This window comes from Streptomyces ureilyticus (genome assembly GCF_011045025.1).
GTDB classification, from domain to species: domain Bacteria; phylum Actinomycetota; class Actinomycetes; order Streptomycetales; family Streptomycetaceae; genus Streptomyces; species Streptomyces ureilyticus.
This window is the reverse complement of the sequence record NZ_JAAKZX010000177.1, coordinates 1-20,536: the sequence shown is the minus strand read 5'-3', so window position 1 is coordinate 20,536 and position 20,536 is coordinate 1. Positions and strand designations below refer to the sequence as shown.

The window sequence follows — 20,536 nt, the reverse complement described above, 5'->3', positions numbered from 1 at the left end:
ACGGCGATCCGTCGCCCGAGGTCCGGGGCGGCCGCGAGTGCGGCTGACATGTGCTCGACCTCGGCGGCGAACTCCCGCACCGGGGCCGGCACCAGACGGTCCACCAGTCCGATCCGCGCGGCGGTCGGTGGTGCGCAGCACCGCCTCGACCAGGTCGTCCATGGCGTTGAGGTTGGTCCAGGACTCGCCTGCGGGGTCGGTCGACGCCTCGATGACGTTCAAATGGATGCCGTTCGAGAAGAAGTCGCGGGATCCGCCCAGCACCAGCACAGAGGTGGGGCGGGTGAGCGCGTACCGGTAGGCGGCGAGCAGCCTGCGGCAGTGGTCGGTACTCATCGCCCCGCCGGTGAACGAAAAGGCCAGAAAACCGATGTCGCCGTGCTGGCGGTACCGGATGTCAGTCCAGGTGGTCCGGCCCGAGGGCAGTTCGAGAGGGGCAGTGACCTCCGGCAGCCACACCGGACGGTCGCCGAACCGAGGCGGATACCCGCTCTCCGCGCCCGTCGTGGCGCCGGGCGGAGCCGGGAGGGAGGCGAGCACGGAGGCCGCCGGGCGGCGGAACGGCGCCGGGTCGCCAGAACTCTTGCGGGGGCGCACTTCCAGGATCCACACCGCACCGTCCCGAGTGGCCCGGCAGATGGCCCCGGACCGCGTCGCGAGCAGGTCCCCGGGGCGTCCACGGAGTCGGTCCTCGGGAGCGCCGCCGTGCAGGAACACCTCCCGGCCGAGGAGTTCGTCCAAGACCCCCGGCTGCGAGTCAGCCCCGCGGAGCGAACGCAGCACCGTCTCGGTGCTGTCGTTCTCCCAGTCGATCCTTCGCCGCTCCTGGCGGAAGAAGTCCCGCCACACCACGCGGATCGCGGGATCGCTCTGCGGCCGCGGTTTGAACGATCCGTCGGCGTACCGCTGTACGGCCAGCAGGACGGCGGCCACGGCGGCGTCGGAGACCTCGCCCCGGTACAGGTCGCTCTTGCCCACAGGCGGCACCGGGAAGGACTCGGCAGCCCACACGTCACCTGCGTCCATCGCCGCCTCGGCCTGGAGCACCGTCACTCCCCAGTGGGATGCCTCCCCGGCGATCGCCCAGTCCACGGCGGACGGGCCCCGATCGCCGGGTGGCCCCGGGTGCACGATGAAGCAGGTGTGCTCCCGCCACACGTCGTCCGGCAGCGCAGTCTTCAGCATCGGAGCGATGATCAGCTGCGGGCGAGCCTCGCGTACTGCGGCCCGGACAGCTTCCGCGCCGTGCGAGGCGAGAACGACGTCCACCCGGTGCCCTTGGTCCGACAGTTCCGCGAACACACGCTGGGACAGGCTGTTGAACCCGCTGGCAACGAGCAAGATGTCCATGACGCGGCATGTTCGCCGGTCCAGGGAAGGTGGAGAAGGACCTACGGCGGCGTTTCGTCAACCTCCGTCAGGATGCTTCCTCCATCCGGATCGCATTCCTCAGGCTTTAGACGGTGTCCTATGTGGTGCTCGCTCGTTGGTCCGTTCATGGGGCGGGGTACGTGGAGTTGGATTGTTCCGGACGGCCTGTGGGAGATCGCGGAGCCGCTGATCCCACCGTCGAAGGTGCGGCCACAGGGCGGCGGTACGCAGGACACGCCTGATGAGACGCTGTTCGCGGCGATCATCTACGTGCTGGTCAGCGGTTGTGCCTGGCGGGCCTTGCCGCCGTGTTTCGGGATATCGAAGTCGACCGCGCACCGCAGGTTCCTGATCTGGTCGCGGGCCGGCGTGTGGGGCCGGCTGCATGAGGCGGTGCTGCACCGACTCGATGACGCCGGCCTGATCGACGTCTCGCGCGTGGTCCTCGACTCCGCTCACGTGCGGGCTAAAAAGGGGGCGAACTCACAGGTCCTAGCCCCGTGGACCGGGGTAAGCCGGGTTCCAAGATGCACGTTCTGTCGGACGCGAACGGACTGCCCCTCGTCGTCGGCGTCTCGGCCGCCAACACCCACGACAGCGAAGCGCTGAAGCCCATGCTCGAGGGTCACCAAACGAGACACGACCCCCACAGCGGCCGCCATTTCAAGCCCCAGCGCCTGCACGCCGACAAGGCCTACGACATTCCCCACCTGCGGAAATGGGTGCGAGGCAAGCGCCTCGGCGTGCGCATCGCCCGCAAAGGCATCGAGTCCAGCGAACGGTTGGGCCGCCGCAGCCGTCCGGACTGGCCTCCCCGGCCCACTCGGCGATGCTCCAGCAGTTCTTGCGCGGCAGGTCCGACAGCAGCCCCAGTACCAAGTCCCTTACCCGACGCCGGGGTTCAACCCGCGCGAACCGGCCCGCTATCCGGCCCATCAGGACCTCGAACGCCTCCTGCCAGCGGACAGGGTCTACGCTGTGACCCGCGACCATCGCACGATCTTCAGTCCTCACACACCGATGATCACCGGTGGCCGCACCCGCCTTCACGGCCCCCGCGGTCACGACGTGCGAAGACGGGCCGCATCCCGTGTCCCGCTCGGGCACGCAGCGTCTGCCCGCCGACTCGTGCCAGGAGGACACATGCAACGCGGCGAAGTCTGGTGGGTCGACTTCGACGAGCGACGTCCGGTCGTGCTGCTGTCGCGCGACGAGTCATCCGGGCTCCAGGCCATGCAGGTCGTTGCACCAGCGGGCGTCGACATCAGCGGCCTGGGCGTTGAAGTGGCGATAGGCGCCCTGGAAGGACTGCCCTTCGAAGGCGTGCTGCGGTTCGCGTTCCCGCGTCCAGGCTTCACTCCTTGCACATGGCTGACCACCGTGGCCCGGGACGACCTGATCGAGCGGGCGGGCGTGTTGTCCACCGCGAAGCTCAGCGAGGTTGGAGAAGCCCTCCATACCGCTGGACACAGGAGGGAGTGGACCCCGGCGACGCTTGCCAGGCTCCACGAGATCAAAGATGCCCGCCGTCTCGGAGGACTCGAGTAGCGGACGCCTCTGCCGCCCAGCTCGATCTCGTCGACGGCCGACGGCGGCCTCTCTCCACCGCACTCCAGCAACAAGATCACGATCTGCGACTGGAGTACTAGCCACGCGGTATGACAAGTCGGCGGTCCGCTACGAGGCGACCGTCCCTCTCGCGGCCATCAACGAGTGGCTGTGACCAGCACATTCGATCCACGCCCTAGTTGGGGGGTGACTCGTCGGCGAGCTGGTTGCTGCGGTCGATCTCCGGCATGTGCGTCTCGGCCCAGACCCGCAGGGCGGAGAGCGGTCTTTCGAGGGACAGGCCGAGCTCGGTGAGCCGGTAGTGGACGGCGGGCGGCACGGTGGGTTCCACGCGGCGCGCGACCAGGCCATCGCGGACCAGGCTCTGCAGGGTGACGGACAGCATCTTCTGTGAGATGCCCGGGATACGGCGCCGCAGTTCCGCGAAACGGAGCTCGCCCGGAGCCTCCTCGGCCAGCACCTTGACCGCCATCGACGTCCACTTGGTGCCGATACGGTCGAGCAACTGGCGGGTCGGGCAGCGCGGATCCAGCAGGTCACCGCACTCACCGGGACGCTGGTCACGTCCGCCGGGCTTCGACGTGGTCACCCTGGGCTCACCACCTGAAGGGAAAGTGCCGTCTTGGGCCAACCAGGATAGTTCCCTAGCGTGACCTAGTCACCATCACTCACCACACCTGGAGCCCCTCCATGCCCGAGCTGCGACGCGTCCTGGCCAACGGTGTCGAACTGAACGTCGCCCTCGCCGGATCGGGCCCGGCCGTCCTGCTGCTGCACGGCTTCCCGCACACCTGGGAGCTGTGGACGGACGTCATGGCCGACCTGTCCGGCCGCTACCGCGTCATCGCGCCGGACCTGCGCGGATTCGGCGCGAGCAGCCGGGCCGCCTCCGGATACGACGCGGGCACCCTGGCCCAGGACGCCGCGGCGCTTCTCACCACGCTCGGCGTGTCCTCGGCCGCGGTGGTGGGCATCGACGCGGGTACCGCGCCGGCCTTCCTCCTCGCCCTGCGTCGCCCCGGTCTCGTCCGGCGCCTGGTCGTCATGGAGTCCCTTCTGGGCAGGCTGCCCGGCGCCGAAGACTTCCTCGCCGGCGGGCCGCCGTGGTGGTTCGGCTTCCATTCCGCCGCGCCCGGTCTTGCCGAGACCGTGCTGGAGGGCCACGAGGCCGCCTACGTCGACTGGTTTCTGCGCGCCGGCACGCTCGGCGACGGGGTGCGCCCCGCCCTCCGGGACGCCTTCGTCCGCGCATACACCGGCCGCCAGGCGTTGAGCCGCGCGTTCTCGCACTACCGGGCGCTGCCCGAGAGCGCGGTACAGATCGAGCAGGCGGTCGCCACTGCCCGCCTGACGGTGCCAACGATGGCGCTGGGCGCCCGGCCTGTCGGTGCTGCGCTGGAACGCCAACTCCGCCCGGTCACCGACGATCTCACCGGACATGTCATCGAGGACTGCGGCCACATCATCCCGCTGCACCGGCCGCACGCCCTGCTCACGCTATTGCATCCGTTCCTGGCCGGCGAGGACACGAAAACAGCGTGACCGAGCAGCGACCCGAGGGGACACGCATTCATGCCCTGCTCCTAGGCGGGTGGCGGCGGGGGTGTTCAGCAGGCCGATGAGGTCCGCGACCCAGTACCACCAGGCGTCCATGTTCGTCCGGCTGGTGAACAACAGCGCTGCCAGGAGTGCGAGGGGCCGCCCATGCCGATCAGCAGTGGCGGCCCCATGACCCACGCGTCCCGCTCCACCGACCGGTCCGGGGTGGCGAAGATCCCCGCCACCAGCCAGATCAGGGCGCACACGGCCAGGATGGTCATGCCGTAGATCAGGAGCTTCCAGATAGGCGGGGCGGGGTCGTTCTCCGCCGCCGTTATGAAGCCCGCAGCCAGAGATGCGATGGCGGCCAACGCGAGCACGGCAACGACGATGGTCAGCGGCCTGCGGCGAACAGCGCCGTTGGTCCCGTTGGATCCAACGGGACCACCATCCGTGAGCTGCGGTTCCGTCATGCACCAGCGGCGGAGGACGGAACGCCGCCGAGGCGACGGCGACGGAATCCAATGCCCGTTCTCTTTGGGAGCGCTGCCGCCTTCATCGGCCTGATGGCTCCGGGCTCGGAAATGTCAGCCTGCCTTCAGATCGTTCCCGCGCATCCTGGGCCCGGGGCCCTGATGAGACGTCACGCTCCGCCACATGTCCGTCTGCAATAGCAATACGAGAACCGGGCCAAGACCCTCGGCCGGGAATCCCCGGCCGAGCGTCTGAACAAACTACTTGAGGCTTGATCAATCCGGCTATGTGCGGCACCGAGTGTTGGAAACCGCCCAGGCACATCGGCTGATCACCAGTACCCACCGGAGCTTCGATGCTTCGCGGTCCTACTCGTTCTCCTTGAAGACTCGGGAGACCACGCAGGCACCACCGCCATGCCAACACAACACCATGTCATGGGCCTTGTTGCCGCGGACGTCGAAATTCCCTCCGTCGCAGCCCTTGTCGCCACCATCGTCCCAACTATCGAGGGTGACGATGTCGCCAGTGTTGTGGTTGATGGTCCTCAGATATCCGGTGACACCATGACCGTCAGCCCTGGAGTCGCAGACAGCGAAGCGGTCCCCATCGTCGATGAACGTCATATCGCCACGATCATACGGAAGCTCGACACCGGCGTTGGCAGCGGCCGGAGCCGCCGCGAAACCGATCATCGCGGCAGCGGCTGAACCGATCAGGGCTCCACGCCTGAGCATTGCCTTAGCCATCTAATTCCCCCAATTTCTGACTCTTCGGCCAGGGCACCGCAGCTTCCTGTGGCGCCCCGGTAACAGGTGTCCATCTACCCATGGCGTCTATAGGGATCAGAGTGCGACCGGCGAGGCCACGGCCGTCCGTGCCGTCGGTGGCGCTGGTGTCTCCACTCTTGAGGCAGCGAGCATTGTCCGTAAGGCCAGTTCGGGGGAATAGACAAGCGCTGGGCCGAGACTCTCGCCGGAGCCGCCTGGGTTGAACCCTCTCTGACGCGTAGCACTGCCCAGCGGCCACGCACCGTGTTTCGGGCAGAACCGAAACACATTGTGTCGGCACAGGATGGCCGCAAGCATGGCCGCGAGCCGCACGCACGGTGGCTCAAGGAACGCCGCCACGGGGCAGCAGTTGCTCGGATCGGAAGACAACGGGGAGATTCCATGAGGAACCACCGCAAGGCCCGAATCGGATTCACGTCGCTGGTGCTCGTTGTGGGCGGACTCGCAGCCACGACTATGCCCTCAGCCGCCCAACCGGCTCCCGGTACGGACCCGGCGGCTGACGCGTCCGCGGCGAAGTACCGCAAGATCAAGCACTGCGACGACACCGCCACCATCGGCATCTTCAGCAAAACCAAAACGGTCACGAGCACGGGCCGCACCGCCCGCCTCTACACCGAGAAGGAGCCCGACGACCGCGCCTACGCCTACGCCTACGACATCGCGCAGGGAGACAAGGTCTACGTGCAGCGCAGCAAGAACACCTTCGAGATGCCGGACGGTGATCGTGGATGGCATCCGGGGAAGTCCCGGGTCTATGAAATGGGCGCCGTCCGCTCTTGCGAAAACACCGCGGGCTGGTTCGAGGCGAACGTCAACGACCACATGTTCACCGACGCCGTGACGCTGCAGTTCAACTTCGTCAGCGCCTACGCCGTGCGTACCTGCATCAACCCGACGAACGGACCCACCAAGTGCAGCAAGTGGTGGGTCGACCACAAGGATTGAGGCGGTTCAGTGCAGCCCGGGCAAAGGAACGAAGGGGAGCCCCCGATCGAGGGCTCCGCTTCTCCTGGTCTGTACGGTTCAGAGCGCTCGGCCCGCTCACCCACCCTGCGAACTGCGGAAACGGCGTTGAGGCGGGCAGGGACCGTGTGCGCGGGAACGGGCTCGCCCGTGTGCTCCTGAGCGGGCGCGACCGCGGCAGTCGGTCCGGCCAACCACGCACAGGGAACGCAGCGACTCCAGCTCCAGCCCGCTCAGCGGCGCCAGCACGGTGAACTCCGGGAACTGCACCCTGTCCTCCTGCGATCCGCCCGCACAGAACGCTACCCGGCCCCCCTATCTCACGTGGGCCGAAAGGCAACCCGGACACAGTGCCCGCCTGCGGCGGGTCGGTCTCCCACGCTGATCGGCTACGCGCCCCCCCTGTGGCACTGGCGTGCTACCCGGCGCCCTGCCAAGCCGTGCCTGAGCTGGGACGATGAGCCCACGTCAGCCCACCATCACGGAGAGATAGTGACGCCACGCCGCCATGCCCCCTCACCGCCATGTGCGGGTGCCCGCGGCCACGCGGCGGCCGTCGGGGGCGAAGGCCACGGCTGTCATTGGGCCGTGGTGGGGCAGCACGCTTTGGGTCACCGGGCGGTCCGGGTCGCGGATCGACCAGAGCCGTACTGTGTGGTCGTGGCCGGCGGTGGTGGCGAGGCCGTGTTCTGTGCATACGGCGATGCTGGTGAGCTCGTTGGTGCGGCCGACGAGCACGGGCAACGGGAAGTGCCAGATATGGGCGGCGCCGCCGTCTGTGGAGCCGGTGAACACGACGGGCCGGTCAGGCCCGCGCGACGCGCGGGACACCGAGCCATCGCCACGGCACATAGCCTGAATCGCCCTCCAAGGCACATTCCGGCAGATACTCCCTTCGCTCGGCCCGCCTCCTTCCTTGGGGAGGTGGCCAGGACGTGCGGGACCGGTCCCGGCACCGCGCTACTACAGTGCCGATGTGCCACGATTCGATCTTGAGCAACGTCCCCGGCACTGGCTCCCACCGAACAGCGAGCTCTGTGCTCGTACTTGCTGGGAGGACAGCTTCGATGAGGACACAAGGAACGTGGACGGCCGGACGGTCTGCGTCATCGACGGGACGAGCTCTACGCCGTCGCGGTGTCTGGGATCGCAGCGGGCGCGGAGAATCCGCCTCCCCCAGCTGTTGAGCTTCAAGTGAAGCTGTACTACTGACCTTTTCGGATTGGCTTCGGGTGCAGGGCCTCGGCGTCGTCGCGTGATGCCCGGTTTGTGTTCGTGAGGTCCCGGGAGGTGAGGGGCGCCGAACGTCGCAGGCCCCAGGAACTCGCGTGCTGATAGCTTCTCGTCCGTGATCGTGTATCCGCTGTGGCATGTCGGCCACCAGAACGAAGCTGGCGACGACGGCTCGACAGTGCACGTCGAGGAGAGCGGTGTGTTCTGCGACGAGTCGGACGGCGACGACGTAAAGCTGCTCGGTATCTACTCAACCCTTGAACGGGTTGAAGAACGTGTGCGTCAGGCTCGACTGCTACCGGGCTTCCGTGATGAACCTGAGTGCTTCTACTTCGACGCCTGCGAGCTCGATGAGGACGATTGGACCGAGGGCTTCGTTCGAGTTCTGCCGGGCGAGTAGGCCGGTGGGCAGAGTCCCGGTGGGATGCCGTGCCGTGGGTCACGTAAGCCCCAGGGGGCTTCGGCGCAGTTGCATGACGTTCGGTTCGTGATCACCCGAGGCCGAGGAGTGCGAGGGGGCGGCGAGGGTCGCGGGCGTTGCGGCGGAGGCCGGCCGCGATGTTCTTCACTCCGGCCGTGCGTAGGGCTCCGATGGCGAGGTTGCGCCAGGTGGCCATCGCGCGGGGTGCGTTGCCGGTCCGCAGCTGGGAGGCGTCCTCGGCGAAGGTGGTGTCGCGGACGTGGTGCAGGGCCTCGATCTTCCAGTGGTCGCGGACGAGTTGGGCGAGCTGGGACGGGGTGGTCTGCTCGGCGGTCAGGCTGGTGACGGCGTAGACCGTCTTGATGGTGGTCTTGCCGGTCTTGCGGTCGGTGCGCCGGCGCTTGATCTGGACGGCCTGGCGGGCTCCGGGGAAGAGGAGGCTGTTGACTGTGGCGGCCTTGATCCGGCGGATTTCCGAGCGGCCGTGGCCGACGCCCTTGGTGCGTCCTTGAAGCGGGATGACCTTCCAGGGAAGGGACTTGAGCTGTCGGCGCAGCTTCTTCTGGTTGCCTTTGACTATCACGATGTAGTGGGCGCCCCGGCCGAGGAGGTAGTCAGCGTGTTCGCGCTGGGTGTGCATGGCGTCGCTGGTGACGACGGTTCCTGCCAGGTCGGCGACGGTGTCCAGCAGCGGCTTGAAGCAGGTGATCTCGTTCGTCTTCTCGCCGACATCCATCTGGGCCAGGATCAGGCCGGTGGTGTGCTCGAGTGCGGCAAGCAGGTGGATCTTGCGGCCGTTCGCTTTTGCCGCGCCGCGCAGGCTTTTGCCGTCCACCGCGAGGCCGCGCAGCCCGGTCGCCTTCGGGCGGCGGTCGGCAAGCCAGCGTCCGACCGCCCGGTCCAGCGCGTCGCCGTCGATGCGGGCCAGTAGCCGCCGGATCGTCGTTTCCGCAGGCAGGAACCGCTTCGGGAATAGTGGATCGAGGCGTATGCCGAGGCGTTGAAGGACGTGCGGCGGGGCATCGGCGATCCACTCGCTGACTGCCAGCACAGAAGTCGCCCCCGCCAGAACTGCGCACGCGGTCAGCGCGAGCACGGCAACCAGAGCGTGCCGTACGCCGCGTGGGTCTCGTGGGTCGGGCACCTCGGCCAGCCGCTCCAGCAGGCGCGGCACCTCGGCAAATACGACCTCGGGATGCTCGCGGAGCTGGTCAAGGGCAGGCGGGATCGGCGATGATGCGTCGGCAGGCACGGTCTTCCACTCGGATCACGGGGCGTAGAGAACTCCATGATCTTGGAAGCCGTGCCTGTCACGTTCCGGGGGCACCGTCGACCTGACAGATCCTCACGAACCAGGCGTCACGCGACTACGCCGAAGCCTTGGCTTCGGGTGGTGACGATGGGTGATCCCTGCGGTATGCCGGTGTGATGCGGTATGCGGACGGTGGGGGCCTGACGGCTGAGCGGCGGGCTGCGCGTGAAGGGCTCCGGCTGGAGGCCGGGGAGAGGTTCGCACGGGGTGACAGAACGTCGGACATCGCCAAGGACTTGCGGGTGAGCGAGCTTTCGGTGGAGCGCTGGCGCCACGACTGGCGTGAAGGCGGCATGGCGGGTCTGAAATCGAAGGGACCTGCGAAGCTGCCGAAGCTGTCGGACGAACGGTTCGCCAGGCTGGAGGAAGAACTGGCCAAGGGTCCGGCCGCACATGGCTGGGAAGATCAGCGGTGGACTCTGGAACGCGTGAGAACGGTGATCGGCCGCCAGTTCCAGATCAGCTGCTCCATCGCGGGAGTGTGGCGGCTCCTGCACCGCCACGGCTGGTCCTGGCAGAGCCCGGCTCGTCGCGCGCTGGAACGCGACGAACAGGCGGTCGAGCTCTGGAAGAAGGACGTGTGGCCTCAGGTGGAAGGACCGCGGCGGCGCTCGGGGCCTACATCGTCTTCGAGGACGAGGCCGGGTTCGCGATGACGCCGCCACGAGCCCGCACGTGGGGCCGGCGCGGACAGACTCCCGTGGTCAGAGTGCGGGGGCGGTCCCGGCGACGGGTCTCGATCGCCGCGATGTGCTGCTACCGGCCCGGCGAACGGTCCCGGCTGATCTACCGGCCCCGCTTCCACTCGCTCCTCAAAGGAGCACGCAAGAGTTTCTCCTGGCAGGACTACCGTGACCTCCTGGTCCGCGCGCACTTGCAACTCGGCGCTCCGATCATTGTCGTCTGGGACAATCTGAACACCCATCGCACGGCCGGGATGCGCGCGTACGCCGCCGGCCACGAGTGGCTCACGATCATCCAATTGCCTTCCTACAGCCCGGACTTGAATCCCGTGGAAGGCATCTGGTCGCTGTTACGGCGCGGGCCGATGGCCAACACCGCTTTCACCGATCCCGAACACCTCACCCGCACCCTCCGCCGAGGACTCGCCCACATCCAGCGCCATCCCGAACTCATCGACGGCTGCCTCACCGAGACCGGGCTGATCTTCACCTCGCATCACCCGAAGCCAATCCGAAAAGATCAGTAACCAAGATTCCCCGGTCGAGAAGACAGGCGACGAGATGCAGAGCCGCGACGAGATGGAGACCCGCGACGAGGCCCTCGCTCTGGTTGGCGTGGCGATCCACCGTTCTCTCGGGGCGAAACTCTCAAAGGAGCAGGTTGCCATCGCGTACGCCATGTGCGACCAGTTGGGCGGCCGCCGTAGGTGGCGCGCGTCGTTTGCGATCACACCCCTGAGTTCCCGCTTCCAGTCACGGCGCGACCGCTCGCTCGCGGCGGCGCTACGGCGTTCTGGGCAGCGATGCGCTTCAAGGTCTATGTCGCGGTAGTTGATAACGCCTGTGCCCGCGAAGATGTCGATCTCTATCACGCGATTGACGATCGCTTCGGTGGGAAGGTCGGAGTCGAGCTGGATGAGCGAGGGCCAGAGGGCCTGGTAGATCCAAGAGCGGACCGCGCCGGCATTCTCATCGGTGCCGATCATGTTCCCTCCCAAGGTCGCCAGTCGCTCATCGCGCGGCTATCGCCCGCTGAGACCAAACGCGCCTGTCGCATACGAGGAGTCGCAGGACTCCCAGACTTGTGAGTGCCTGCGTCTGAAGCGGTCATGCCAGAAGATGAGGCCTCTATCGCACTTCAGCTGTGGGCGTTTTCTGGCTCTTTCGGGGATGAGGGTCCTTTCCCGGCGGAGGAGGCTATCACTGACAGCCATCAGACGAGTCGTTCGTCTCACTGCGCCGTCCCTTGGGCCAGACAGAGGCCACCGTCAATGGGAAAGGGGCATGCGAAATGCGAACCTACAGGGAGCCCAGAAGTACCCCGACGAATGCTCCGGCGATGAGGAACGGGCCGAACGGGATTGCTGTTTTGCGTCCGCTGCGGCGCGCGAGGATGAGGCCGACGCCGTACAGCGCACCGAACAGGTATCCGGCGAACGTGGCGATGAGCAGAAGTCCCCAGCCGTACCAGCCCAGAACGGCACCCAGAGCAGGGGCGAGCTTCACATCGCCGAAGCCGAAGCCCTTGGGATTGATCAGGAACAGCAGCAGGTAGAAGGCCCCGAGCGTGAGGGAGCCGAGTAACGCGGTCTTCCAGCTACCGCCAGCACCGGGCAGCAGCGCGGCACCGCCGAGCAGTATGAGAGCCGACGCCGCGAGCGGCAGCGTGACCACGTCGGGAAGCCGGTGCACCGCGAAGTCGATGGTGGCAAGCAGCACCCCGATCGGTGCGAGGAGCAGCCACACCAACAGCTCGGGACGGTCGCCGGTAGCAGCCGCCAACATGGCGCAGACCACGGCCGTGACCAGGGCGAAGGGGTGTCCGGCAGGACACGCCGTACGCCACGGCTCATAGGGCGGCACGGAGAGCCGGTACGCGGCGCGCGGTATGAGCAGGCCCGTGCCGGCACCCCACAGGACGGCCGCCGCGGTGATCCAGAACGTCTCCACCGGATGGAGCTTAGGCTCAGCTCTGTCGGGTGCTGACGCGAGCTCCTTCACCCGTTCGGGATCAGGGTTTCCAGGTTCGCAGGAAGGTGGCGATCCGGGCGGCGGTGCAGCGTGGGTTGTCCAGCTCGTGGGCGAGTGCGGTGAGTTGTTCGCGGGTGGGGTTGACGGGGGTATTGCTGGCCTCGAGGTACATGACGGCGACCGCGCACGCGACGGTGAGGTTGGAGCGCTCCAGCCAGCGGCAGCGGCCCAGGGTGTGCACCAGGGCGGCGGCGCGGGCGTAGGGGCCGTCGTAGACGGGATGCTCGACGAGTTCGCCGCGGTGGCGGGCGACCGCGGCGATGGGGACGCCGTAGTCGTCGGCGGCCGGGTCGCGGTGGCCGGCCCGTTCCGCCACTTCGAGGATCCAGGATTCGTCGACGTGCAGAATCACGCGGCGGCGCCCGGATGCGGCTCGGCGTACGGGGCGTCGAGCTGCCGCTCCAGGTCGTCGAGGAACGTGCCGTGCTCATCGATGAGTCGCTGGGCCGCACTCATACCGGCGGCACGGGCTCCGGTGGTGTCCTCGATGATGAGTCGCTCCACGTACTTGTTGAAGTCCAGTCGGCGGGCGGCTGCGGCAGCCTTGCCGGCCGCGAGCACGTCCTCTTCCAGCCGGACCTGCGTCTGCTTCTTCATGGAAGTCACACCGCATGGTAGCAGGGTGGTAGCGGCCGTTGGGCCGGGCGCGGAAACAGTGCACAGTCGGCACCGTAAGCACCTGCGGGGGCCCTGCCCACCGGCCGCTCCGCCATCAGCCTGCTTCAGCAACTTCGAGCAGGTCAGCAGCTGTGCGCAAGGCGGCGGCCAGGCCCAAGAGCTGCTCGACATGACGGAGTTCACATGGCTTGAGTTTTGACCGTTGTGCGGGCGTTGCTCGGCCTGCCGGGAATGAAACTGGCCGGTCGGCCGTCGCACGGCCGATCGCCCAGTGAGCGGCAGCGGGTTTGGGAACACCGGGAAAGCGAAGGCCCGTCCTGCTGGTGTTGCGTAACCTCTCGGGCGGCTCAGCGCCAGAGCGAGTTGGGCTCGGGCCGCCTTCGTTGCCCCTCGGGGGTGAAGGTGAAGCTTCATCAAAGGGTGCGTCTCCGAAGCGGACAGCAAGCAGAACAGGTTCCTCAAGCTTGGGCCGTGTGGACTCGAGGGCCGGGGTGCTGACATTCCAGAGATGGAAGAACACCATGGGCTCGTCGGGGACCTCGCCCAGGTAGCCGAGGGTCTTGCTGTACAGCGTGCTGGTCCCTCCGAACACGGTGGACGGGGTGCCGAACTCGGAGATGACATCTGCCCACGAGCGGTCGTCCTGCGCCCACGGACGCACTTGGGCCCGCAAAGCGTGATACTCGCCAGCTGACAGGGGACGGATTCGAGGCGCGGTCATGCAGCGGAGGGTTCGGGGCACGTTCACGGCCAACAAACGCGGCCCTCATCCAGAGCCACCCGGAGGCAGAGCTGCGACCGGCGCCGCGGCCGGCCGAACCGCTCGGCACCCGTCCGGATAACGGCGCGGCCGTACGCCCGCCAGCCGTTGCCGGTCAGGACGTTGGCGACGGCGCATAGTGGTGGGCAAGATTGGTGGCAAGGTCGCGGAGGTGAGCCCTCGCTTCGGTGGGGCCGTGCACAGTGATGGCGCTCCCGAACGGCAGTAGTGCTCGCACGTCCTCCAGATGCAGGAAGCGGATTGTTACCTTGCGGCCGGTGGCGGACTCTTCATGGTCGTCCCGGACGAGTCGTAGGCCAAAGATCCGTTGCGCTCGCTCGATCTGGGTCTGGTCGATGGTGGCGCTGACCTCTATCGCGTGGTTGTGTTCCCACTGAGCAATGAGCGCTGCAGCGACGGTGGCCAGGGTCTGGCTCTCGCGGATCCGTCGTGGCTGGTCGACTTCTTTCCACGTCGTGATCCGTTCGAGTCGGTACATCCGTGGCACTCGGGCACAGTCGGCGACGAGGTACCAGATGCCGGCCTTGGCGAACAGCCCGTAAGGATCCACGACCAGGTCGCGTGGGCATGACTCGCGCGGGCTGTCGTACTCGATCCGTAGCCGGCGACCTCGCCGCACTGCGCCGATCAGCAAAGCCGGAGTCGTGCCGAAAGCTGGTGCCTGACGCCAGGGACGGCTGTCCACGTGCACTACGTCAGTGAGCGGCAGGAGCTCACGAACTCGACGTGGCTGTGTAGCGGCGATCTTGGAGAGCGCGCGCCGGCTTTCGACCGACGCGTTCAGCTCCGCACGTTGCTTCTCATCCAGCCCAGTGAGCGACAGATGATCACGCTCGTCCGCTGTGAGTCGCGTGAGGTCGAGTCCGGATCCGGGCAGCATGGTCACGCCTCCGAGGCGGCCCCGGTGGGCGGTCACCGGCAGACCGGCGTCGCGGAGCCAGTTCAGATCTCGGGTGATGGTGCGAAGGGACACCCCGAGCGCTGAGGCGAGTTCCTGTGTGGTCACGGCATCCCTCGAATTGAGGAGCAGCATCAGGGTGAAGAAGCGGTCTGGGGTCACACACCAATTTTTTCAGGAATTGCGACACGATGCGGCGCATATCCTGGTCAGACTGATGCGCGTGAGAAGGAACAACCTTGACTTCCTCCCCCTCGTGGACGAGGGGGATTCCTACGGCTCGCGCCGTGGGGTTTTCTGCTTCATCGCCGACTGCCCGCCCGGAGTTCTCCGTTGAGGTCTTACACCGGTTCCACAGACAGACACCGCCAGCCCGGCGGCCAGAAGGTTGTTCGCGGCGTTCACGTCCCGGTCGTGGGCCGTGCCGCAACTGCCGCACGTCCAGGTACGGACATGCAGCGCCATCGCCTCAGCGAGGCTGCCGCAGGCGGAGCACAGCTTGGAGGAGGGGAAGAAGCGGTCCACCGCGATGACTTCCCGCCCGTACCAGGCGGCCTTGTACTCCAGCATGCTCCGGAACTGGGCCCACGCGGCATCACTGATGGCGCGGGCCAGGCTCCGGTCTTTGACCATGTTGCGTACGGTCAGGTCCTCGATCACAAGCGTTTGGTTTTCACGCACGAGTCGAGTGGTCAGCTTGTGCAGCACATCGCGCCTGCGGTCGGCGATCCGGGCGTGGATCTTGGCGACCTTCTGGCGGGCCTTGCGCCGGTTGGCGCCCTCGCCCTTGGCTTTGCGGGACAGCTCCCGCTGAGCCTTGGCCAGGCGCTCGCGGTCGCGGCGCTCGTGCCGGGGGTTGGTGATCTTCTCCCCGGTAGAGAGGGTCAACAGGTGATCCAGGCCGACATCGATGCCGACCGCCGTATCGGTGGCCGCGAGCGGCTTGACCCGCGGGTCCTCGCACAGCAGGGAGACAAACCAGCGTCCCGCGCTGTCCCGGCTCACGGTCACCGTGGTCGGCGTCGCCCCGTCGGGCAGGGAACGGGACCAGACGATGTCCAGCGGGTCGGCCATCTTCGCCAGTGTCAGCCGGCCGTCGCGGAAGCGGAACGCGGAGGAGGTGTACTCCGCGCTCGCCCGGGAGGTCTTCTTCGCCTTGATGCGGGGGTACTTGGCGCGTTTGGCGAAGAAGTTCGCGAAGGCGCTCTGCAGGTGTCGCAGTGCCTGCTGCAGCGGGACGGAGGAGACCTCGTTGAGGTAGGCCAGTTCCTCGGTCTTCTTCCATGCCGTCAGCAGGGCCGAGGTCTGGTTGTAGTTGACCCGTTCCTGCCTGGCCCACGCCTCAGTTCGGGCGGCGAGGGCCATGTTGTAGACCTTGCGCACGCATCCGAAGGTGCGCGACAGCTCGGCTGCCTGCGCATCGGTCGGATAGAAGCGGTACTTGAAGGCCCGCTTCACGCCAGTGGCCATGGCTCACAAACTAGCACCTCAACTCGTGAACTCGTGCGGGTGGTTGATGGTGGACGCCGATCCGCCCAGGAGGCGAATCGGCTCTCCTTGCCCTGCTCCGCAGGAGTCCGTTTCCTCCCCCGCCTGAAGGCGGGGGTATCCACGGAGGAATCCAGATGACCACATCCGTCGTGTCCATCGTCTACGTGAACGACGCTCCCGCCGCAGCTCGTTTCTACGGCGACCTCCTCGGCATGAGCCCCTCGTTCGAGACTCCGGGATACATCACCTTCGACCTCGGGCCAGGCGCTGACCTCGGTCTGTGGTCTGGCCAGTTCGAGGATCTGTCACCGGACGTCCCGCGCACCAGTGAGGTTTGCCTGGCCATCGACGGTGGACGACCCGACGAGCTCAACGCGACCTTTGAGCAGTGGAAGTCCAAGGGGGTCACGATCCTGCGCGAGCCTCATGATGCGGGGTTCGGGCTGACCTTTCTCGCAGCCGATCCTGACGGGAACCGTATCCGCGTCGCACCGAAGGGCTGAAAGGCCGCAATGCGGCAGGCGCGCACGATAGGTGTCGCGCGCCTGCTGTCGTCTGACCCTTCGAGAGGACGACGAGTGCCCCACGCGAATGCACCCCTGAGCGTCGAGGGCCGTAGGCGGCTCGTGAAGGGGTGTACGTCCGGTCGGGACGCCATGTGCGTACTCACATCCGCACCCTTTTTGGGGAGTTCACATCGCCGGCCGCAGGAGCGGAGCGGTGGCCGGGTGGAGCGATGGTTCTGGGAGGATCAGACGGCTCGGCCGAGGGCGCCAAGGGTCCTATCGGTCGGTCCCCGGCTGGGCCAGCAGGTGCTCCCGCTGCCGTCGGCCCCTAGCTTCGGCGACGGGGATGACGCGGCGCATCAGCCGGGGGAACACGCCGGCGATCCGCTGGACGCGTCCTGCGAGCGGCGGGAAGACCACCTCGACCGGTTTGGTGGCGATGGCGTCGACGACGGCCCGGGCGATCTGCTGCGGTGCGTAGGATTTCTCCGCGAAGGAGATGGCGCAGGACGGGTCGGCCATTTCCTGCTCGAGCATGCCTGTCCGCGTGGATGGCGGATGGATGATGGTGAAGTCCAGCGGCCCGTCGCGCTCTTCGATGGCGACGCTGTGGTGAAAGGCCCGCAGACCGTACTTCGTGGCGCAGTAGGTGGCGTAGCCGGGCAGCGGCAGGAACGCGGTCATGCTGCAGACGTTGATGATGTGACCGTGGCCTCGTGCGGTCATCCGCTCGAGCGCCGTGCAGACCCCGGTGATGGTGCCGAGCAGGTTCACCTCGACGATGTCGCGGTGCTGCTGCTGGAGGTCGCGTGCGATTCCGGTGTGGGTGATGCCTGCGTTGTTGACCAGTACGTCGACGCCACCGAAGGCTGCTTCCGCCGCCTCGAAGGCCTTGGTCCATCCTGCGGAACTGCGAATGTCCATCACGCAGGCGGCGGCCCGGGAACCCAGGCTGCGGGCGCGGCTGAGGACAGCCACTTCGTCGACATCGGTCAGCATGACCCGGTGGCCGCGTGCGACGGCGAGTTCCGCGATGGCGGCCCCGATGCCGTTGGCCGCGCCGGTCACGAGGATGACCTGCTCCTGCTCAGTTCTCGGGCCCATGGCCACAGACTCCTTCGTTCACGTCAGGCTGGCGTCGTTCGTCACCAGGTGCGTCACAGCCGCACCATCTCGATGCGGCCGCCGTTGAGGCCGGCGGCGCGGACGGGATCGTCCGTCGGGACGGTGCCGGCGAAGAGGGTGCGTCCGTCATGACCGGCCACCAGGCAGCTGAGGGTGTGCTGGCTCGTCACCACTCGGTCGAGGACACGGCCGCCCTCGGCCACGCGCACGCATTCTCCGCGCAGGGCGTTGGCCACCCAGATCGTCTCGCCGTCGGTGTGCCATGCGATGCCGTCCGGTGCGACGGGTGACGCGGAACGCTTGGCTATGGCGGGCTGATCCAGGAGCGCGGAGATCCTGCGGGTGATGCGTCCGGGCAGCCCCGGATGGTTCACCAGGCGCCACAGGACGGGTGAGATCAGCGCGGCCCAGGGCTGTGGACTCGCGAGTGTGCCGTCGGCGTTGACGGGAAGGCGGGTGAGTCGCATGGCCAGTGTTTCGGCCACCACCAGAGCGGTGCCGTCGGCCGTGAGGAGAGTGCCGTTGGGAAACAGCAGCGGTTCCGTCAGACCGAGCAGGCTCCCGTCCGGGGCCAGGCACGCGATCGGGGCTTTCGGGGGCCCGGGCGGCGCATAGAGCAGAGAGTTCGGGTGCCGGCGCGAGAAGGCGTGGTAGTCGAAACCGAAGTTGCCGACATACGCCCGCCCTTGAGGGTCGACGAGCATGTCGTTGACCGGGCCGCCGACGATGTGGCGCAGATCGGCGTGCTCGACCAGCGCGCCGTCCCCTTCCTGCCGGTACACGCGGCCCTCGTCCATGGAGACGACGAGCAGGCGGCCGTCGGGAAGCCAGCCGAGGCCGCCGGCCCGGCCGGGAACCTTCAGGACCGTCTCCGGCTCCCCGCCGCCGTCCCAGCGATGCACCGTGCCGTGCGCCAGATCGGAGAACCACAAAGCTCCCTCGTGCCAGCGCAGGGATTCCGGAACACCGAGGCCGCTCAACGCGGGCACTGCCGTCCTTTTCATTCAGCCACTCCTTAAGCGACCGGCTGACGGGGTGCTTTTCCACCGCCACCACAAATTGGACGCTTGTACAAGACGTATGACTTGTTCGATCGACCGTCTCATTCTGAGTGAAGAGAAGTCAACGTTTCGGCAGGAGTTTCCGTGGCTCAGACTCGAACCCTCACAGCAGACGACGCCCCGGCGGGCGCACACATCGCCGCGGACAATCCGGCCACCGGAGCAGTGGTCGGCCATATCTCCGACGCGACGGCACAGCAGGTGGCACAGGCGGTCGCGCGGGCCCGGCAGGCACAGCCAGGCTGGGCGGACCTGGATGCCCGTTCACGCGGGGAGTTCTTCACGCGCGCCCGCCGGTGGCTGCACTCCCACCGGCACGAACTCACGGACCGCATCGTCGAGGAGAACGGCAAAGCGCAAGAGGACGCGATCATCGAGATCGTCTACTGCGCCAGTGCCTTCGCCTACTGGGCGAAGCAGGCGCGGCGGCTCCTCGCGAAGACGAAGATCCGCTCCCTGTCACCGTTCGTGCTCGGGCGCAGCATGTACACCCGCCGGGTACCGCTCGGGGTGGTCGGAGTGATCGGCCCATGGAACGGGCCTTTCCCCTTGAGCGTGGACACCTTGGACACTGGACCTTGAGGGTCCGGAGGAAGAGATCTCACGCATGGTGATGAAGGTGTATTCGGCGGAGTTCAAGGCGGACGCGGTCGCGCTGTACCTGTCGGACCCGAAGAACACGTTCGAGGGCGTCGGCAAGGATCTGGGGATCAGCCGGGAGACGCTGCGGAACTGGGTGCGGGCCGAGCGAGCCCGGACGGGCCGTGCGGCGGGAACCAGCGGCTCACCGCAGGCGGCACAAGCCGGCGAGGTAGCCTCCGACGATGTGTTGAGGGAAGAGAACAAGCAGCTCAGGGTTCGGATCAGGGAGCTGGAAACGGAGCGGGAGATCCTGCGGAGGGCCGCGAAGTATTTCGCCGGCGAGACCAACTGGTGAGCCGTTTCCAGTTCGTTGAGGATCATCGCGGCGCGTTCGGCGTCAAGCGGCTGTGCCGGGTCCTGGAGGTCTCCCGGTCAGGGTTCTACCGGTGGCTGAAGGCCGCCCCGGCCCGCCTGGCGCGAGCGAGGGACGACGCCTGGCTGGCGAGGCGGATCCGGGAGATCCACAAGGAGTCCGACGGCACCTACGGCATCCCGCGCGTCACGGCCGAGCTGAAGGTCGCTGGGATCGACGTCAACCACAAGCGGGTCGAGCGGGTGATGCGCCGGATTGGCCTTCAGGGCGTGCACCTGCGCAAGAAGGTCCGCACCACGGTCCCGGAGCCGGAAGCGGCCCCGGTGCCGGACTTGCTGCAGCGCGACTTCACCGCGAGCGAGCCGAACACCAAGTACGTCGGCGACATCACGTATCTGCCCGTCGGGGATGGTCAATTCCTCTACCTGGCAACGGTGTTGGACCTGCATTCCAAGCGGCTCGCGGGCTGGTCGATCGCCGATCACATGCGCACCGAGCTGGTCACCGATGCGCTCGAAGCCGCCGCCCGCACCCGCAGCGGCAGCCTTCACGGGGCGATCTTCCACAGCGACAACGGCGCGCAGGGTGGATTCAACTGGTCGTCGCAACACTTTGATCTCGGAGGTGTGCGACGTGGCCACGGCGGACTGGAGTTTGAAGACCAGCGATGTTCCGGAGGGTCGGCGTCGGCAGTGGCGCGCTGATCGTGCG

The 20,536-nt window shown here is 67.2% G+C and carries 18 protein-coding genes and 5 pseudogenes; 10 read left to right on the top strand and 13 right to left on the bottom strand.

Features of this window, described 5'->3' with window-relative positions; genetic code table 11:
* Positions 1-1,350, bottom strand: a pseudogene (locus G6048_RS36620) (hydrogenase maturation protein); the annotation flags it as partial.
* A 147-nt stretch (positions 1,351-1,497) separates the two neighbouring features.
* Between G6048_RS36620 and G6048_RS36615 the strand changes: the two are divergent.
* Positions 1,498-2,165: pseudogene (locus G6048_RS36615) on the top strand (IS5 family transposase); the annotation flags it as partial.
* A 1-nt stretch (position 2,166) separates the two neighbouring features.
* Here G6048_RS36615 and G6048_RS36610 read toward each other — a convergent pair.
* Positions 2,167-2,307 (bottom strand): annotated as a pseudogene (locus G6048_RS36610) (IS701 family transposase); the annotation flags it as partial.
* 207 nt (positions 2,308-2,514) lie between these two features.
* Between G6048_RS36610 and G6048_RS36605 the strand changes: the two are divergent.
* Positions 2,515-2,919, top strand: a complete 405-nt coding sequence (locus G6048_RS36605) for a type II toxin-antitoxin system PemK/MazF family toxin (protein WP_165343905.1) — start codon at positions 2,515-2,517, stop codon at positions 2,917-2,919.
* Positions 2,920-3,115: 196 nt separating this feature from the next.
* On the opposite strand, the gene G6048_RS36600 is transcribed toward G6048_RS36605, so the two are convergent.
* Entirely contained in the window at positions 3,116-3,529 is a 414-nt protein-coding gene (locus G6048_RS36600; RefSeq protein ID WP_165343904.1) for a winged helix-turn-helix transcriptional regulator, read from the bottom strand.
* 101 nt (positions 3,530-3,630) lie between these two features.
* Between G6048_RS36600 and G6048_RS36595 the strand changes: the two genes are divergently transcribed.
* Together G6048_RS36595 and G6048_RS51165 are read left to right on the top strand one after the other, a co-directional pair.
* A complete protein-coding gene (locus G6048_RS36595; RefSeq protein ID WP_165343903.1) occupies positions 3,631-4,482 on the top strand; it encodes an alpha/beta fold hydrolase in 852 nt (283 codons plus the stop codon).
* A 162-nt stretch (positions 4,483-4,644) separates the two neighbouring features.
* A complete protein-coding gene (locus G6048_RS51165) occupies positions 4,645-4,767 on the top strand; it encodes a hypothetical protein (protein ID WP_268979214.1) in 123 nt (40 codons plus the stop codon).
* Positions 4,768-5,321: 554 nt separating this feature from the next.
* Here G6048_RS51165 and G6048_RS36590 read toward each other — a convergent pair.
* Positions 5,322-5,702, bottom strand: a complete 381-nt coding sequence (locus tag G6048_RS36590) for a hypothetical protein (protein ID WP_165343902.1) — start codon at positions 5,700-5,702, stop codon at positions 5,322-5,324.
* Between the two features lie 423 nt (positions 5,703-6,125).
* On the opposite strand from G6048_RS36590, the gene G6048_RS36585 reads away from it, so the two are divergent.
* Positions 6,126-6,692, top strand: coding sequence for a hypothetical protein (locus G6048_RS36585; RefSeq protein ID WP_165343901.1), 567 nt, complete (start codon positions 6,126-6,128; stop codon positions 6,690-6,692).
* Between the two features lie 534 nt (positions 6,693-7,226).
* On the opposite strand, the gene G6048_RS36580 is transcribed toward G6048_RS36585, so the two are convergent.
* Entirely contained in the window at positions 7,227-7,541 is a 315-nt protein-coding gene (locus G6048_RS36580) for a WD40 repeat domain-containing protein (protein WP_165343900.1), read from the bottom strand.
* Positions 7,542-8,058: 517 nt separating this feature from the next.
* Here G6048_RS36580 and G6048_RS36575 point away from each other — a divergent pair.
* Complete coding sequence (locus tag G6048_RS36575) at positions 8,059-8,343, top strand: DUF7336 domain-containing protein (protein WP_165343899.1); 285 nt, start codon at positions 8,059-8,061, stop codon at positions 8,341-8,343.
* A gap of 250 nt (positions 8,344-8,593) precedes the next feature.
* Here the strand turns inward: G6048_RS36575 and G6048_RS36570 are convergent.
* Positions 8,594-9,508: pseudogene (locus tag G6048_RS36570) on the bottom strand (ISAs1 family transposase); the annotation flags it as partial.
* 284 nt (positions 9,509-9,792) lie between these two features.
* Between G6048_RS36570 and G6048_RS52245 the strand changes: the two are divergent.
* Positions 9,793-10,886, top strand: a protein-coding gene (locus tag G6048_RS52245) for an IS630 family transposase (protein WP_456243428.1) whose coding sequence is annotated in 2 segments (ribosomal slippage) — positions 9,793-10,254 and positions 10,257-10,886 — 1,092 coding nt in all. Because the reading frame shifts where the segments join, the coding sequence is not laid out codon by codon here.
* A gap of 772 nt (positions 10,887-11,658) precedes the next feature.
* Here G6048_RS52245 and G6048_RS36555 read toward each other — a convergent pair.
* The 5 genes from G6048_RS36555 to G6048_RS36535 all read right to left on the bottom strand — a co-directional run bounded on the left by G6048_RS36555 (position 11,659) and on the right by G6048_RS36535 (position 16,157).
* Positions 11,659-12,309: a prepilin peptidase gene (locus G6048_RS36555; protein ID WP_165343895.1), complete on the bottom strand. Its 651-nt coding sequence runs from the start codon at positions 12,307-12,309 to the stop codon at positions 11,659-11,661.
* Positions 12,310-12,370: 61 nt separating this feature from the next.
* The gene (locus tag G6048_RS36550) at positions 12,371-12,742 is read right to left on the bottom strand and encodes a fic family toxin-antitoxin system, toxin component (protein ID WP_165343894.1); all 372 of its coding nucleotides are present in this window, start codon (positions 12,740-12,742) and stop codon (positions 12,371-12,373) included.
* The gene (locus tag G6048_RS36545) at positions 12,739-12,987 is read right to left on the bottom strand and encodes a hypothetical protein (RefSeq protein WP_165343893.1); all 249 of its coding nucleotides are present in this window, start codon (positions 12,985-12,987) and stop codon (positions 12,739-12,741) included. Before G6048_RS36545 ends, G6048_RS36550 begins: the two co-directional genes overlap by 4 nt.
* Positions 12,988-13,883: 896 nt before the next feature.
* Positions 13,884-14,849 (bottom strand): helix-turn-helix transcriptional regulator, encoded by a 966-nt coding sequence (locus tag G6048_RS36540; protein ID WP_165343892.1) that lies wholly within the window; start codon positions 14,847-14,849, stop codon positions 13,884-13,886.
* Positions 14,850-14,960: 111 nt separating this feature from the next.
* Complete coding sequence (locus G6048_RS36535) at positions 14,961-16,157, bottom strand: RNA-guided endonuclease InsQ/TnpB family protein (RefSeq protein WP_165343891.1); 1,197 nt, start codon at positions 16,155-16,157, stop codon at positions 14,961-14,963.
* A 155-nt stretch (positions 16,158-16,312) separates the two neighbouring features.
* On the opposite strand from G6048_RS36535, the gene G6048_RS36530 reads away from it, so the two are divergent.
* Positions 16,313-16,681, top strand: a complete 369-nt coding sequence (locus G6048_RS36530; protein WP_165343890.1) for a VOC family protein — start codon at positions 16,313-16,315, stop codon at positions 16,679-16,681.
* 279 nt (positions 16,682-16,960) lie between these two features.
* Here the strand turns inward: G6048_RS36530 and G6048_RS36525 are convergent, their stop codons facing one another.
* Both G6048_RS36525 and G6048_RS36520 read right to left on the bottom strand, forming a co-directional pair.
* Positions 16,961-17,788, bottom strand: a complete 828-nt coding sequence (locus G6048_RS36525) for an SDR family NAD(P)-dependent oxidoreductase (RefSeq protein WP_165343889.1) — start codon at positions 17,786-17,788, stop codon at positions 16,961-16,963.
* A gap of 53 nt (positions 17,789-17,841) precedes the next feature.
* Complete coding sequence (locus G6048_RS36520) at positions 17,842-18,813, bottom strand: SMP-30/gluconolactonase/LRE family protein (RefSeq protein ID WP_165343888.1); 972 nt, start codon at positions 18,811-18,813, stop codon at positions 17,842-17,844.
* A gap of 141 nt (positions 18,814-18,954) precedes the next feature.
* Between G6048_RS36520 and G6048_RS36515 the strand changes: the two genes are divergently transcribed.
* Both G6048_RS36515 and G6048_RS36510 read left to right on the top strand, forming a co-directional pair.
* On the top strand, positions 18,955-19,452 hold the full coding sequence (locus tag G6048_RS36515) for an aldehyde dehydrogenase family protein (protein ID WP_328828030.1): 498 nt from the start codon (positions 18,955-18,957) through the stop codon (positions 19,450-19,452).
* Between the two features lie 25 nt (positions 19,453-19,477).
* Positions 19,478-20,526 (top strand): annotated as a pseudogene (locus G6048_RS36510) (IS3 family transposase); the annotation flags it as partial.
* Positions 20,527-20,536: the final 10 nt, after the last annotated feature.